At 71.7% G+C, this 15223-nt stretch carries 11 protein-coding genes and 1 pseudogene; 2 read left to right on the top strand and 10 right to left on the bottom strand.

Going from position 1 to position 15223, the window contains the following annotated elements; all coding sequences use genetic code 11:
• Positions 1-32 precede the first annotated feature (32 nt).
• The 7 genes from FHX73_RS12030 to FHX73_RS45560 form a co-directional block, all read right to left on the bottom strand.
• Positions 33-2531 carry a lantibiotic dehydratase gene (locus tag FHX73_RS12030; RefSeq protein ID WP_145905002.1) on the bottom strand — a complete coding sequence of 833 codons (2499 nt, stop codon included), beginning with the start codon at positions 2529-2531 and terminating at the stop codon, positions 33-35.
• A 132-nt stretch (positions 2532-2663) separates the two neighbouring features.
• Positions 2664-2828 carry an FxLD family lanthipeptide gene (fxlA, locus tag FHX73_RS12035; protein ID WP_145905003.1) on the bottom strand — a complete coding sequence of 55 codons (165 nt, stop codon included), beginning with the start codon at positions 2826-2828 and terminating at the stop codon, positions 2664-2666.
• A 400-nt stretch (positions 2829-3228) separates the two neighbouring features.
• Positions 3229-4554, bottom strand: coding sequence for an NsdA family TPR-like regulatory protein (locus FHX73_RS12040; protein ID WP_145905004.1), 1326 nt, complete (start codon positions 4552-4554; stop codon positions 3229-3231).
• Between the two features lie 166 nt (positions 4555-4720).
• A complete protein-coding gene (locus tag FHX73_RS12045) occupies positions 4721-5665 on the bottom strand; it encodes a hypothetical protein (RefSeq protein WP_145905005.1) in 945 nt (314 codons plus the stop codon).
• A 275-nt stretch (positions 5666-5940) separates the two neighbouring features.
• A complete protein-coding gene (locus FHX73_RS44585) occupies positions 5941-6276 on the bottom strand; it encodes a hypothetical protein (RefSeq protein ID WP_170304894.1) in 336 nt (111 codons plus the stop codon).
• A gap of 235 nt (positions 6277-6511) precedes the next feature.
• A complete protein-coding gene (locus FHX73_RS12055; RefSeq protein WP_145905006.1) occupies positions 6512-8263 on the bottom strand; it encodes a relaxase/mobilization nuclease domain-containing protein in 1752 nt (583 codons plus the stop codon).
• Positions 8260-8793 (bottom strand): plasmid mobilization protein, encoded by a 534-nt coding sequence (locus FHX73_RS45560; RefSeq protein WP_211786177.1) that lies wholly within the window; start codon positions 8791-8793, stop codon positions 8260-8262. The genes FHX73_RS12055 and FHX73_RS45560 overlap by 4 nt, the downstream gene beginning before the upstream one ends.
• A 1548-nt stretch (positions 8794-10341) precedes the next feature.
• Between FHX73_RS45560 and FHX73_RS12065 the strand changes: the two genes are divergently transcribed.
• Positions 10342-11034 carry a recombination directionality factor gene (locus FHX73_RS12065; RefSeq protein WP_145905008.1) on the top strand — a complete coding sequence of 231 codons (693 nt, stop codon included), beginning with the start codon at positions 10342-10344 and terminating at the stop codon, positions 11032-11034.
• 63 nt (positions 11035-11097) lie between these two features.
• Here FHX73_RS12065 and FHX73_RS12070 read toward each other — a convergent pair whose 3' ends face one another.
• Positions 11098-12849: a recombinase family protein gene (locus FHX73_RS12070; protein ID WP_246213479.1), complete on the bottom strand. Its 1752-nt coding sequence runs from the start codon at positions 12847-12849 to the stop codon at positions 11098-11100.
• A 35-nt stretch (positions 12850-12884) separates the two neighbouring features.
• Between FHX73_RS12070 and FHX73_RS12075 the strand changes: the two are divergent.
• Positions 12885-13628: pseudogene (locus FHX73_RS12075) on the top strand (pirin family protein); the annotation flags it as partial.
• 51 nt (positions 13629-13679) lie between these two features.
• On the opposite strand, the gene FHX73_RS44590 reads toward FHX73_RS12075, so the two are convergent.
• Together FHX73_RS44590 and FHX73_RS12085 are read right to left on the bottom strand one after the other, a co-directional pair.
• On the bottom strand, positions 13680-14387 hold the full coding sequence (locus FHX73_RS44590; RefSeq protein ID WP_170304895.1) for a hypothetical protein: 708 nt from the start codon (positions 14385-14387) through the stop codon (positions 13680-13682).
• A gap of 20 nt (positions 14388-14407) precedes the next feature.
• Positions 14408-15118 (bottom strand): class I SAM-dependent methyltransferase, encoded by a 711-nt coding sequence (locus FHX73_RS12085; RefSeq protein WP_145905009.1) that lies wholly within the window; start codon positions 15116-15118, stop codon positions 14408-14410.
• Positions 15119-15223 lie beyond the last annotated feature (105 nt).

The raw sequence follows: 15223 nt of genomic DNA on the forward strand, positions 1-15223 counted from the left end.
AGGGGTGAAACTCCTACTCGGGCCCTCTCAGGCTAACCCGACAAAGCGGGATGTCTCACCCAAGGCTGACAGAGAGGGTCGTGCCGCAGGTGCTCGGTCCACTCGCCGATTTCGCGAGCGAACGCCGCCTGCCGACCAGAGCCGGTGACTCGAAGGCGCAGGCGCAGGTGGTCGCTCTCGTTCGGGGAGCGGTAGCGGACGAACCAGAAGGCGGGTTCGTCGAGGACGGCCAGGAGCTTGGGCAGGTGGTCGGCGATGATCTCGGTCAGCACCTCGGGGTGGGTGTGGATCTTCGCGTTCAGCCAGCGGACTGCGTCGCTGCCGGGCTGGTGGCCGTGGGTGCGGGTGGCCAGGCGGGGCAGCGAGCCGATCAGCGGTGACGGGAGCTGGGGGCCGGAGGCGGTCAAGGGCAGGGCGACCTCGTGGGTGTGCCCGCCGATCCAGCCGAGCCCTTCTTCGGCGGGCGGCTCGGTCAGGGTCGCGGTGCCGCGCTTGGCCAACTCGGCTGCAAGGAGGGCAGTGTGGGCCGGGATGGTGAGGTCTAGGCGCAGGGTGCGGTCGTCGTCGCGCAGGTCCACCACCTGTGGGCAGTGCCAGCGGCTGCGCCAGGCGTCCAGGTCGGCCGCGTCGGCCCGCGTAAGTCGCCAGCGGGCCGGGGTCAGCACGCAGCGCCCGTACCGGACCCGCGGCAGGAACGGCAGCGTGGCAGCGGTCGGACCCCAGTCGAGGCCGGTCCAGGCCGGGGCGAACGCGCGGGACAGATGGGCCAGGAACCGGGCCAGGGGCGGGGCCTGCTTGTCGAGCGCGACCGCGTGGAACACCTGCGGCTCGACGACCTGCCGGCGGGACATGCTGACCAGGAACAGGCGGTCGCGGGTCGCGGTGACCGCGAGGTCGTCGAGCCCGATCGCCTCCGCTCGGCCGGGCGGGCGGTGCTCGCCCAGCGCGATGACGTGCGGCAGGTAGGCGGGGATGCGGGCGATGTTCTCGGCATGCGCGTACAGGGCCGGGAAGGAGAGCTGGACGGGCAGGGCGCCCTCGACCAGGGTCGGGACGGTGCGGTAGACCGCTGCCAGGTTGGTGCCGGTGGCGGCGGGGCTGAACCGGGAGGTGAGCGTGCCGGCCGAGCGGGCCGGGGAGACCGTCAGGGTGAACTCACCCCGGTCGAGCGCGTCGGTGTCCGCGGCCTGGACCCGGGCGGCCATCTCCACGTGGGGCGGTGCGAACCAGGAGTCCACGCGGCGGCCCTCGGTGAGGGCGTCGATGGCCTCGTCGGTGAGGACGATCTCCCTGCTGCCCTGGGCCACGGCCTGCCAGGCGAGGGCGAGGAGCCGTTCGTCACGGCGCGACGGCTCGATGACCGGCTCCGGCAGGGTGCTGCCCGGGTACTGGGCAGGGAATCCGAGCCCGGTTGCCGGGTCGACCAGTTCGGTCAGCGGCACCAGCGTGCCGGTGCTGTACCTCTCCCAGAAGGCGCGGTGGTAGTCCCGCCAGACCGCCTCGCCCGAGGGCTCGCGGGTCAGCTGCAGCAGGGCGCCGGCGGCCCGCTCCAACTCGGTGGCCACGGCGTCGGGTAACCGGACGTCGCAGTCGAGGAGCAGGTCCAGGGCCAGCAGTGTCCGCCCGGCTCCGGACAGGCTTCGCATCCGGTCGCGGACGGCTCGGCGGGCTTCGGCGAGAGCGCTGCCGAGCTCGGCCCGGTTGTGGGCGTGCAGTTCCGCGTGGACGGTCTCCAGGTCGCGCACCAGCTGGGCGGTGACGGGCAGGGTGTCGGCCTTGGCGTCGTGCAGTTGGTCGAGGAGGTGGCCGAGGGGATCGGTGACGGTCAGCGGGGCCCGCAATGCGGTGATCAGGAAGCCGCGGCGAACGAGTTCGGTGAGCATCGCGCTGACCTTCGCCGGGTCCTGACCGACGGCGGTGGTCAGCCGCTCGGCCAGCACGGCGAAGGGCACCGGGTCGGACGCGTTCTGCTGGACGAAGCGGATCACGGCGTTGTGCCGGACGCTGACCCGGTTCGAGCCGCCTCGTGGGACCTGCAGCCGGCTCCCCCGCTCGGCGGCGAGGTTGTTGAAGACCACGTCGAGCCGGTCCAGCAACTCGGGGTAGGACTCCAGGGCTTCGATGATGCTGGCCAGCCACTCGGTGTCCACCCGGGCGACCGGGCGGTGCCCGTCTCCCCACTCGACCGTGGTGCCCGGCCCGAGCGAGGCGCTGGCGACGCCGGCGAACAGGCCGAAGGGGGTGGGGCGGCCGGTGAACCGCAGGAGGTAGCGGGCGGCGGACAGGGCCGCCCGGCGGACCTGCTTGTCGGGGACCGGGCGGCCGTTCACGAGGTCCTCGATCCGGTCCGCCAGGCCGCCGGTGGCCTCCCGGACCGCGGCGGCGAAGCCGGGCCGGGTCCAGACCTCGGCCAGCCAGGTGCGGCACTGGGCGGTGTTGTTCGGGTCCGGCCACCAGGTGGGCGTGGCAGCCAGTGGTGCGGCAGCGGCGCGCAGGAGGGCGGCGCCGGTGTGCCGGTAGGGGGTGTGCATCCGTTCCTCCGCCGATCGGGTCGTGCAGAAGCTGGGGAGCACCCCGCTCGGGGGCGCGTCGTGCGCCCGCCGTGAGACGGGGTCGGCCGGGGTCGGAAGGCTGGTGCCTCCCGGCCCCGGGCTGATGGCTGGTCAGACCGCGCTGATGCACGCCGACGCGCAGGAGGCCCCGCAGCCGTCGGACGAGCCGCACGCGACGGGCCGCGCCTCGGCGCCGGCCTCGGCGGTCACCGTGACGTCGAGGTCAAGCAGGTCGACGTCCTTCAGGGATGCGGGGATGAGCTGTGTCGGTGCCATGTCGGTTCCTTCGCTGGGTGGCTGAGGCTGCCGCTTCGCGCGGCAGGGGTTGCGACGTGCCCAGCCGCCCCGGGATGCGTGGGCCCGTGGCTCGCGGGGCGGCTCGGACACCACGATGCCGCCCCACTCAAGATCGGATACGCAGGCGGATTGCGGGCCCGCAGCCCGGCTGCGGGTCGGTCTGAACCACAGTCAGCCGGAGATGGTCTGACCTGGCGTCACGCGTCGGGAAGCGCATCACAGCCGCACGAAAGCCGCGTAGAGTCGGACCTCGGCCGGGTCCGACGCATAGGCATAGACCCGCACGCGCGGGCATCGAGCTGAGAAGCAGTCTCTGACGACCATCAGTCTGCGGTGCTCCTGCTCCGGGCCCGGCCGCCTGGTGCCGTCAGGCCGCGCCTCACGCCGCCAGCGCGGACCGGGTGTCGATCAGGTGCTCGCCCAGGCTCCTCGTGGAGGCGGTCTTCGCCGACCGCAGCTGACGGTGCAGCTCGCCGACCCTCCGCAGGGTCTCGCGGTGCTGAATCCGGGTGACCAGGTCGAGCGCGGCGTGGCCGTCCTGGCAGGCAGCGTCGACGTGCCCGGCGCCGGCGTGTGCCTCGGCGCGGGCCAAGTAGGCGGTGCAGCGGTGCCGCAGCATCTCCGGGCCGAGCCGGTCGATCGCCTGGTCGAGAGAGGGCAGGGCCTCGTCGTACTTGCCGAGCCTGATCAGGTCACTGCCCTCGTATGCCGCCGCCTTGGACTCGTCGAACCAGGAGATACCGCCCCAGCGTTCGTCGTCCATCGGCCCGGACAGCACGGTGCGGGACTCCTCCAGGGAGGAGCGGAAGCCGTGTTCGTCCCGGGTGGAGGAGTACATCTCGGAGGCCACCGCGTGCGTCCAGGCCCGCATCCGGGCCGAGGCACCACGCTCGGCGGCGTCCACCGCGGCCAGGGCGTAGTCCAGGCCGCCGTCGGGGTCGCCGCCGTAGGACGTGCGGAAGGCCTGGCCGCCGAGCAGCAGGGCGCACAGCTCGGGGCTCTGAATCTCCTTCGCGATCCGGTATCCGAAGTCGGTGTAGGCGTCGGACTGCTCCTGGTCCCCGAGGTCGAGGGAGAGCAGGATCGCGGCCAGCGCGGCCATCTCCGCCATGTGGGCCAGCAGCGAGTTCCGAACGGCGGCCGGCTGGTCCTTCGGCCGGAGCGAGGTGACCAGCTGGATCTGGTGGTGGGCCACCGGCACCAGGCTGGACGCCGGGAAGCTCTTGTAGGAGCGCCGATATGACGCACCGATCGACCTCAGCTCGTCCACCACCGACTGGTCCACGGGAGCACCGGGTCTGGCGGCCTGAGCCTCGGCGTCCGGCGAGAGGGCGGTGAAGGCTGTGGTCATGCCGACGAGCGAGCCGAGGGTGAAGGTACGTCGGAGCACGGTCTCAGGGCTTTCCGCTTCAGGCGCCTTCGCGCGGGCCGGAGGCGGGGTGACCGCCGGTGATCTGCCTGACTGTGCTACCACAACAGCGTCCGGGTAGCGAATATCGAACGCCAGGATGTGATCAACCGTCATCCCCAAGACGCGGGCAAGCCGTTCCGCCAGACTGACGCTGTCCAGCGAGAGGACGCCGCGTTCCACCTGCCCGACCCAGGACTCCGACCGCCCCACCTCGGCCCCGAGCTGCCGCTGCTGCCACCCCCGCCGCCGTCTTCCCCTCTCGACGCGCTGGCCGATGATCTTGTCGATCTCCATCACTGGACACCCCGAATCCCGTGATCAATCCACTACAAGGCGCAACCGTACCCTGAAGGAGCCGCTCGCCGACGGGAATCGGTGCGCCGGTGGCAGGCCTGTGCTCCCGGTCCACCACGGCCCGTTCGTTGCGGGACGGTCAGGTGCCCCGCGCCAACGAGCCGGATCACCCTGTCGCCAGGGCACTCACCTGCAGCCCCATGGTCTTCGCAGCACGGAGGGCGACTCGGGCGCGTGCGGCGCCGTTGCGGGTGACGGCTTCGCCTCCGCCGACCGCGATCTGGCGCGGCACCAGGCCTGCACAGGCGCGGCAGATGCCGGGCTGGGGCACGGGGTCGTGGCACTTGGCGCACTCGGCGTACCGGGCCGTCAGCGGCTGCGCAGGGCCCACGGCGGGCGGCATCTTGCGCTCCAGGCGGTTGCGGAGCATCGCTGCCGGGGCGTGAAGTTGGGCGGGCAGCCCGGGGAGTAGGGCAGCGGCGAGATCAGCGGGGGTGGCGCCTCGGGCCAGCCACTGGGCGACCAGCGGGGCAAGGGAGCGGGCTTCGGCCTCGCCGAGGTGCAGACGCGGCTCACACCGGATCACTCGGAACAACGTGGCGACGGCCCTGCGGGTCTGCGCATCCGGTATCGGCGGAGCCTGCTCGATCTCGCGGTTCTCCCCCTCCCGCCCTCCCGGTTCCCCGCCCGCCTCGTCAGCGGTCTGCTGACCGTCGGCAGGGTGGGTGGGTTCTTTGACCAGGTTCTTTACTACAGGGACGTCAGGACCACCGGTGGTCGCTCCACCGGACGCCGGACGGGTGACACCCGGCAGCGCGAGCTGCGGGGTGTCGTAGACGTGGGCCTCGCTGCGAATCGTGCCGTCGGGCATGCGGATCTTCTCGACCCGGTAGAAGCCGGCCTCGGTCAGCTCCTTGAGCGCCTTGCGGACCGCACTGCGGCCCTGGGGGCTGGTGTCGGCCATGTGCTGGGCGTTCTCGCGCCAGCCGTCTGGACGGGAGAGGAGGTCGGCGAGCAGGCCGCGGGCGGTGAAGGACAGCCGCCGGCACTGCAGCACGGAATTGGGCAGCACGGTGAAGTGCCGCGCGTGTTCGGTACGATGGACGCGCATCGGGAGTTCCAGCTCCTGTTGCCGGACCCCGGGGTGTTCCAGCACCGCCGGGGTCGCCTATTTTCGATTGGACCACGGAACGTAGCACACGCACCGTTCGAAGATCCACGGGATCGTCTAGCGATCACCATCACATTCATCGTGGGCTCGTCCGGACTTAGAGAGCGGTTCGCCGGGTGAATGTCCCGTCGATTATCCAGTCTCAGCAGGAGCCACCCGCTCCGATCCCGGCAGCATGGCTTTCCGGAATCGGAGCGGCAGGAGCGGCACGGGTCTCAGCCGAGGTTCCAGGTGGTGCCGGCAAGGAGGCCGTCGAAGCCGAGGGCTCTCATGGCGTCCTCGGAGCTCTCCCAGCGGCGCTCGGGTGCCGTGAAGTGCGAGTCGAAGTCGGCGCGGGCGAGGTCCGGCTCGTGCCATTCGTAAGCGCAGCGGCAGCGGACGAAGACGAGGTCGCGGACGGCGAGGAGGAGCCAGTCGCGGCGGGCGCCGCATTGGGCGCAGGTGATGACGGTGCCGCGGGGGTCGAGTTCGGCGGGGTGCGGGACGGCGAAGATCGTCGTGGGGGCGAATTCAGCAGCAGGGTCGTAGAAGTCGTGGTCGTAGTCGGTCATGCAGTCCTTTCGCCTTGGCGGGGGGACGACGGACCATACGACACTCGGCACCGAAATGGACCCCTCACGGCAAGAAGGACATCGAGTCGACATCGAATGCTCTTCCAAGCCGGTTGACGGCAGGCCGGACCAACCGATTCCTCCCGGATAATCCCGGCGGGTTTCCGGAGACTCCGGTGGCAATTCTCCGGCGAAATCAGTGAGTGGGACCGGTGAGGCTATGCCCCGTCGCTTGTCACCGTGCGCGGCGTGCCTGTTCCGGTGCGGGGAGTGCCGGTGTTGGCGCGGGGGTGGGTGCTGGTGTGGTGGGGCGGTGGGTGGTGGTGCGGGCAAGGGCTGCGTTGGCGCGCTGCTCTTCGGCTGTGAGCGGGCGGGTGGGGTCGGGCAGTCGGGTGTTGCGGCGGATGCGCCAGGTGAGGACGGCTGCTGGGGAGTCGGCGGTGGCGAGTTCGCGTCGGCCTGCGGCGTGGGTGAGCAGGGTGGCGGGGTCGTGGCCTGCCTGCTCGGCTTCGGTGAGGGTGGCGGCGAGTGCCGCCCAGTCCGCCTCGGCGAGGATGCGAGCGGCCTGGTCGGCGGGCAGCGCCTGGCGGACCGCGGTCTCGTGCCGGTCGCAGTCCGGGGTGGGGAGTTGGCGGCCCTGGGTGTCGAGGAGGGCGAGGGGGCGTGCGGCGTGGCGGCCGTAGGCGGTGCGCAGGTGGGCTGCGGCGGTGTGGGCGGCTTCGGCTTGGCGCTGGTGGCCTTGGGCGGTGTGCCATTTGGCGATGACGATCGCGAGCAGGACCAGGCTGGCGAGCATCGTCGCGGCGGCCGTGCCGTCGGGGGCCTGGCTGCCGGCGGGGCCCGCGTAGAGGAGTTCGCGGGCGGCCGAGCGCATCGCGCGGACCTCGGTGCGGGCGGCGCGGGTGCGGGCGATGGCGGTGTATTCGAGGGCGCGGGCGGCCTGGTTGATCTCCCGTCGGGACAGGGTCGGGCTGGTGAGGGCGAGGGTGTCGAGGACCTCGATGGTGCCGGCGACGACGGCGGCGACCTGGCCGGGGAGGGGCTGGTCGTCGAGGGTGGCGGCGGCGTGGTCGGTGGTGGTGCTGGTCCGGTACCGGGCCGTGGCCGGGTTCGCCTGGTCGCCGGGGCGGGTGGGGTTGGGGTGGTCGAGGCCGGTGGTGAAGCGTTCGCGGATCTTGGGCAGGGTGAGGTCGGCGGCGAGCTGGCTGCCGGAGAACCACACCGGGCCTCCCGGTTCTCTGGTGGGCAGGGCGAACTTGTAGCCCTGGGCGTCGCCGGAGGGCAGGCGGCGGATCTCGACCTGGATGCGGGCCAGGGCGAGGCGGGCGAGGAACTCCTCCTGGTCGGCGGCGCCGGCCAGTGCCCGGCGAACCCCGATGCGCAGGCGCTCGCGCTCGGAGTCCTCCCGGCCTAGGCGCTGGGCCTTGCGCAGCTCGCCGCTCTTGGCGCGCTTGGGGATCGCGGCCCGGTAGGCCGGGGTCCGGGTGTCGGACAGGTCCTTGAGCCCGTAGCCGCGCTCGATCGTGGTGAGTTCGGCCTCGGCGCGGTACTGGTCGCCGCGCAGGCGGGCCTGGGTCAGGTCGGCGCGGACCACGGTGGCGAGGATGTGGATGTGGTTGTCGCCGTGGTGCACGGCGACCCACCGGCAGCCGTCCGGGTCGCCGTCGGGGGCGATGCCGGCGGCGGCCACGGTCCGGCGGGCGATATCCGCCCACTCCTGGTCGGTCAGGTTCCGGTCGGTGGGGTCGGCGCGGACCATGCGGTGGTAGACGTGCTGCTTGATCGGCCTGCCGTAGCGCACGACGTGCAGGTCCAGGGCGTCACGCAGCTGTGCGAGGGTGGCCTCGCCGTCGCGGCCCGGGTCGGGGGCGAAGCCGTCCCAGGACGCGACGAGGTGCGGGTCGGTGTGCTCGTTGCGCCGTCCCGGACCGTACAGGTACTCCAGCGCCTTGAGGGTGTTGCGGCCCGAGCGGGCGGTGGTGATCACCCCCGGCCGGCCTTCGCCAAGCGCATCGCCGAGGCGTCGACCTCGGCGACGGCACGCCTCGTTTCGGCCACCAGGTGCGCGGCGGCTGCCAGGGTGGCCTGCGCGGAGCCATGGTCGACGCCGAGGTGGGCGTTGAGCTGAAAGGCGATCTGGTTGAGGTTGACGCCCACCTTGGCGAGCTGGAACCGGGTGGCGTCGAGGGCCTGCACGGCCTTGTCCACCTGCTCGTCACGGGTCGCCGCGCCGGCGCCGCCAGGAGCCAGGGCCCGGCGCTCCAGGTAGTCGGCCACGGTCAGCTCGGCTGCGGCGGCCAACTGCTCGACGCGCGTCTTCTGCTCTTCGGTGCAGCGGAAGCCGACCTTCTTCGTCTTCGGGTCGTCGTTGTCACGTCGGCGGCGCTTGGGAGGACGGGCGTTGACAGGCGCAGCACGAGCAGGCTCAGGCGGGTCGACGACGGGCTTCTCCTGCTTCGCCGCGCCCTCGCGGTGAAGCTCCGGTGCTGCCGCCCTCGGCAGCACCGGCACGTCCACGCCCCCCTGGGCGTGGACGTCCGCGTACGTGGCCCCGTAGGGGCCTCGTACGCACTCGCTTGCTCCGCTGTTGAGGTGGAGGAGGTCAACAGCCTTGTAGTTCTCGGAGGTTACGGCATCGGCGGGCTGGGCGTGCGGTACGGGACGGGCGGCAGTCAGGGGTACTCCTTGGGACTGGCGTTCAGGGGACCGGTCCCCTGGGACGGGGGACCGGGGACCGGGGACGGGGGACCGGGGCGTGGACGGGGAGCGGGACGGGGACGGGGACGGGGACGGGGACGGGGACGGGGACGGGGACGGGGACGGGGACGGGGACGGGGCAGTATCGAGGCGGTACCGGGGCTTGGCGATGCCGGACATCGCTGATAAAGACGGGCGGTTTCCGGGACCGGTCCCCTACCGGGACGGGCACCGGTCCCCAAGGGGACGACCGGTCAACCGACTTCCGCGCATCGGCAGAAGACCGGTGACCGAGGTGACCGACCGGTGACCGGTCCCCGATCGGTCACCCCGGTAAGCCCGTCGGTCAGGCCGGTCGCCCGGCTGAACCGGGCTGGGCGAGGGCGGCAGTGGGCCCCACCGAACGAACCGCTTCCGCTCACGCCGGAGGGACCGGGGGACCGGCTCAGCGGGGGACTGCGGAACGGACCAAACCGTTCTGACCGCGGGGACGGACCAGTCCACCGAAGTCGTCCCCTCCGACCCGGGCGGGCCGCTCAGAATTGGCGGCTGCCTTGACTGACCATCCGGGACCGGGGACGGGGACGGGCGAACAGGTCAATGGCCAGACGGCCCTGGCTCAGGGTGCGGCAGTCCCTGGCAGCTTCTGGTACGGCGGGGCGTGACGGGCTCCAGATTCTCGACGTGAAGTGCGGCGGCTGACGGTACCTATCGACCGGCCGATGGCAAAAAAGCTCGGCTGGGGATGCGAATGACGACCGACTTCCATGGCTTCGACCTGCCGCTGGAGGAACTCCTCAGCCTGCCTGCCGGCTTCTCCGATAGGGACATGACCCAGCCGATCACCGAGGGCTCTGCTCCACCGACTCAACCGCGCTCAAGATCGTTTTAGGCCTTCGGCCGACCACCGCCTAGAGTGCCCACCCCTGGTCGGCCACCTGTTGCTTGGTGCGGCCGGAATGCCGAGCTACTGTCCCCGACACGCCAACCCGCCAGCCCGTCCGCGCTGCACCGACACCGGCAACAGGCCACAACCCCACGGCCAGCCGGTGAGAAAGGAACCCCGTGCCGCCCGCACTTCCCCTGCGCATCAGCCTGCCGCCGGCACCCACCACCTCGCTCCCCAGACCGAGCTGACGGTCTCCCCCAGCTGCCCCAGCCACCGGGGACCACCACCCGCCCTGCCGCTGCGGCGCGGCTTCCCCGCCGCCACGCCTTCTGACGCCTGGCCGGCTTCCCGACGCTGCCCCTTGCCCGGCTCGTCTCACCGCTCCCCGATCCGGAGCGAACCCCACCCCATCCCGAGCGCACGTCACCGGCTCCCAGTTCTGCCCGACTGCAAGGAGCCAGCCGCCAGACAGGAGATCCATGCCCCCAACCGCCCTCGCGCGGACGTCCCACTCCACCATCGTGTCCGCGCCCGGCTCCGGTGCAGACAGGCTGCACCCCACTGTGGTGCCTCCACCCGTCGGAAGGTTCCACGCCGGCCGCCGGGTGGACAACCGCCCCGAGTCGCTCCCCCAGTGGCGGGTATCCAGCACGAGTTCGGAGGTAGCCATCGCAGTCGGCCGCCTCCTGGGCGGTACAGCAGCAGTCGGCGACCAGACGGCCGAGGTACTCACCACCTCCCACGTCGTCCGCGTCATTCTCGACGGCCCACACTCCATCTCGACCGAGATGCGGCTGTGGGGTCCGAAGGGAGTCCTCCACCACTGCGACGGCGCCCGATTCCTGACTCCGGCCAAGGTCCAGGGAACTCCGTGCGGCTGTCCCGACTCTGCCAAGGAACGGGTCGCCCTCGCCAAGGTGCTGCGGGCGCCGCAGCCTGAGACCACCGTGACATTCCGCCTGGCGGACCACTACAGCCTCGGGTGGTTCGAGTTCAGCTCGCCCTCGCGGATGCTCGCAGACGAGGCAGGCGACATCCGGACCAAGCTCTCCAGCGTCGTGGGCGAGGCGCTCTGCGAGCTCTCGCTCGACCTCGTCACGGTCACGGTCGCCGGTAGCGCTGACGTGTCCTTCCGGAGGCCGAGGCTCAACGTCATCGGGCCGTGGAGCTAGAACCGCATACAGAGCAGGCCCCAGGCGTCTCGGCTTGGGGCCTGCTCTGCTTTCCAGCGCTCGTCACACCACGCGCTGGCCTTCACCGTTCTCGGCTGTCTCCTGCCGCTTGGCGAAGTCGATCCTTACTCGTTGATGCACTGGCCCTCGTCCGCCCCGCTGCTCGGACTTGGACACGGTGATCCGGTCGACGAAGAGCCTGACGAACGTCCGCTGGCCGTCGATCGGCGTGCCGTGCCACCAGGACCCGGGCCCGATCGGGTCGACCGCCGGGTCCTCGGGCAGCCACTCGCCGATCGGGATGACCGGGGTGATGGCCTCTTCCAGGACGGCGAGCCTCGCCTCGGTGGCCTCCAGCAGGTTCACCAGCGCGTCCTCCTCGGCGATGAACCGACGCCGTCCGATGTCGCTGCGGAAGCCGCCGGCCTTGCGGTCGTCGTAGAGCTCTTCGAGCGCCCGCGCCGCATCCGCGCGGTCGGCGATCAGAGCGGCCCGTTCCCGAGCCCGCTCAGGCGACTCGGTGGCGACGCCGAACCGGCGGGTCGCCTCGGCGAGGACCGCCAGGGCCTCGTGGTCGTGCTCGACCTCCCGTAGGAGCGCGAAGATGCTTCGGGCCACGTGGTCATCCAGCGCCGCCTGGCTGATCGTGCACTCGCCGAGGTGCTGGCCCGGCTGGACCTTCCGGCGGCGGCACCGGTACGACCGCTTCACGGGCTTGGCGCTGTCGGCGTGGGAGGTCTTCACCGAGCCGCACTCGCAGAAGAGCACGTCCATGGCGGAGAGGAGCGACTGCCCCCGGGACAGGCCCTTGCCCCTCCCCCGGCTGTCCAGCCAGGTCTGCAGCTCGTGCCAGTCGGCCGACGGGATGATCGGCTCGTGCCGCTGCAGCGGGAGCATCGTCCCCGGATCCCGGAGGATGCGATAGCTCTCCACCTGGCTGGTGGCGGTGCCGTCGTCCTTCACGTTGTAGATCGGCTCGGCCGCGAAGCCGGCGATCCGCGGGTCCCGCAGGATCCGCTTCAGCGTCTTCGGGTCCCAGGCGCTGTCCTTGGTCTTCTTGCCGGTCACCGCACCCCGGGTCGGGACCGGCTCGTCCCCGTTGTTCATGTCGGAGACGATCCCGTTCAGCGAGCCCGGATGACGCTTGCTCTTCGGGTCGTACGGCTCGTCCATGTGCTGCTTGATGGTGGCCCAGACCCGCCGGATCACCTCGGCCTCGTCCCGGTTGTGCACGAGCAACTGGATGGCGATCGGACGGTCGTCAGCCGTGTACCGGGTCTCCTCCTGCAGGGCGAACCCGTACGGCGGCTTCCCGCCGAGGTAGCCGCCGAGGCTCTCGGCCTTCGCCTTCGCCTCCCGGACGGCCTGGCTCTTGTTCTTGCTCTCGTTGTGCGACTGGTCGAGCCGCATCAGCATGTGGATCAGGTCGAGCAGGTTGCCCTTGCGGAACTCGCCCTCGGTGACGCTGACGATGGTCACGCCGAGGCCGAGCAGCTCGACGACGATCGGGATCGCGTCTTCCGGCTCGAGGCGGGACAAGCGGCTGATGTAGTAGACGATCAGCAGGTTGATCTTGCCGGCGCGGCAGTCCTTCAGCAGCTTCTCGAAGTCGGGACGCTCCACCCCGGTGAACGCCGAGATGCCGAGATCCTCGTAGTAGGTGATGCTCGACGCGCTCCGCCGCTCAGCTTCCGCGTAGCCCTGCTCGCGCTGGACCGTGGTCGAGACCTCGCTGGCGTTCTCCCGCGCGTCGGACTGTCGTGCGTATACGGCCGCATGGATGTCCATGGCGCTGAGCTGCGAGGTCGTGGACATAAAACCGGATCGTACTACTCCCCTAACTGGCATAACCCAAGGGCACCCCGTGGCACCCGCACCGGGGCTTCGAGACCGTCACCTACATCATCGACGGCACCTTCATCCACCAGGACTCGCACGGCGGCGGCGGCACCATCACCGACGGCGACACCCAGTGGATGACGGCCGGCTCGGGCCTGCTGCACATCGAGACCCCGCCCGAGTCGCTGGTGCTGTCCGGCGGCCTCTTCCACGGCCTCCAGCTGTGGGTGAACCTGCCCGCCTCCGACAAGATGATCGCGCCCAAGTACCAGGACATCCGCGGCAACAGCGTCAAGCTGCTCGCCTCCGCCGACGGCGGCGGGCTGGTCCGGGTGATCGCCGGCGACATCGACGGCCACCAGGGCCCCGGTGCCACCCACACCCCGATCACCATGATCCACGTGTCGGTGAACCCCGGCGCCCAGGTCACCCTGCCCTGGCGGGCCGACTTCAACGCGCTCGCCTACGGCATGGCCGGCAGCGGCTCGGCCGGCGAGGAGCGCCGCCCGTTCCACATGGGCCAGGCGGTGGTCTTCGGCGAGGGCGACAGCCTCACCATCCGCGCCGACGAGCAGCAGGACTCGCGCAGCGAGAACTTCGAGGTCGTGCTGCTCGGTGGCCTGCCGATCCGCGAGCCGGTCGCCCACTACGGCCCGTTCGTGATGAACAGTCACCGGGAGCTCCAGCAGGCCATGGAGGACTTCCAGGCCGGCCGCCTCGGCACCATCCCGGCCGACACCACCCTGGGACGCTGATCCCACGACGCAGCGGCCCGGACCGGTACGACCGGTCCGGGCCGTCGTCGGCTACGCCACCCGCTGGGGTGCCACGGCGGCGGAGCCGTGCGCACCGCGGGCGGCCAGCCTGCGGGCGACCCCGTCCGCGAGCAGCAGCAAGGCGGCGGTCACCAGCGCGGCCATGTGTTCGTAACCCGCCAGCTCCGGGTCCACCGCCGTGATCGCGGCCGTCAGCAGCACCACGCCCAGCGCGGTCCAGCGCGCCCCGAACCGCCAGGCGACCAGCAGGCCCAGCCCGACCACGGCCGCCGACGGCCCGGTGTCCCGGACCTGGGCGAAGGCGGCGGGCAGGTGGAGCAGGTGGCCGGGCGCCTGGGACACCCCGAAGCGCGCGTAGCAGGTGCCCACCAGCGAGCAGGCGTACCCGACGGCGAGCGTGCGCCACGGGCCGATGGTCAGCTCGGCGGCGCCGAAGGCGAGGACCACCAGGAACACGGCGGTCCAGCAGGGCAGGTGGATGGCCGGCACGAATATCGAGACCGGGAAGCGCAGCAGTGCGACGTCCCACGGCTCGGTGGCCCGGACCACGCCCATCCGGGAGACGAAGGCCGCCCCGCTCGGGAACTCGTCGACCGCCGCGAACAGCAGCACCAGGCAGCTGGAGACCGCGGTGAGGGTCAGTGCGGCGGCGCCCCTGGCCCGCAGCCGGGCGCGCGCCCGGCGGTAGAACGGGCCCCACTCGCTCTCGGCCGCGCGCTGGATGACGGAATTGTTCATGAGGGTCCCCCCGGTCCCGATCACGAGTCGATGGTGACGGCGCACCGGTCCGCGGCACCGGCGTGCGGCCGGTCGGCGGAGCCCGAGGTGCACGGACGCAGCAGCGCGAAGTAGGCCAGGGCCGGTCCGGACTGCCGGATGACGTGCAGGCCGACGGCGTTGGCCTGCCGGGCCAGGGCCGCCGGGCGGATCTGGTGGCGGTCGAAGAACTCGCCGACGACCAGGCGGCCGGTCGGCTTGAGGACCCGGCGCAGCTCGCTCAGGGCGGCGGGGACGTCCGGGATCTCGCCCAGCGCGGTGACCAGGTAGGCGGCGTCGAACGTGGCGTCGTCGAAGGGGAGTTCGCGCGCGTCGGCCAGGGTGGGGGCGATGGTGTCGAGGCCGGATCCGGCGGCCCGGCGCATCACGTGGTCGAGCATCTCCTGCTGGATGTCGACGATGTCCAGCCGGCCGTCGGCACCGAGCCGGGGCGCCACCTGGAGCGACTGCAGCCCGGTGCCGGGACCGATCTCCAGCATCCGCTCGCCCGGCAGCGGCTGGAGCTGCTCGGCCAGCCGCTCCCAGGACAGGAACGGCAGCGGCAGGTCGAGCAGTCGGTGCTGCGCGTAGGGGTACGGTGCGGAGTCGGTCACCCACCAGGCGGTGGCCGCGGCCGCGGCCGAGGCGCCCGCGAGGGCCCAGATGCCGGCCTTGCCGAACGGGGCGCGCAGGGGTGAGGAGGCGTGGCGCATGGTTCTTCTCCAACGTTGGTCGTCGGCGTGGGGCGGTGGTGCCCGCGCGGTGGATGCTGCGGGGCGGCGCACCCGCGCCGCACCGTCCATCTGCCCTCCAGCCAA

The sequence above is a fragment of the Kitasatospora viridis genome (assembly GCF_007829815.1).
Taxonomy (GTDB): domain Bacteria; phylum Actinomycetota; class Actinomycetes; order Streptomycetales; family Streptomycetaceae; genus Kitasatospora; species Kitasatospora viridis.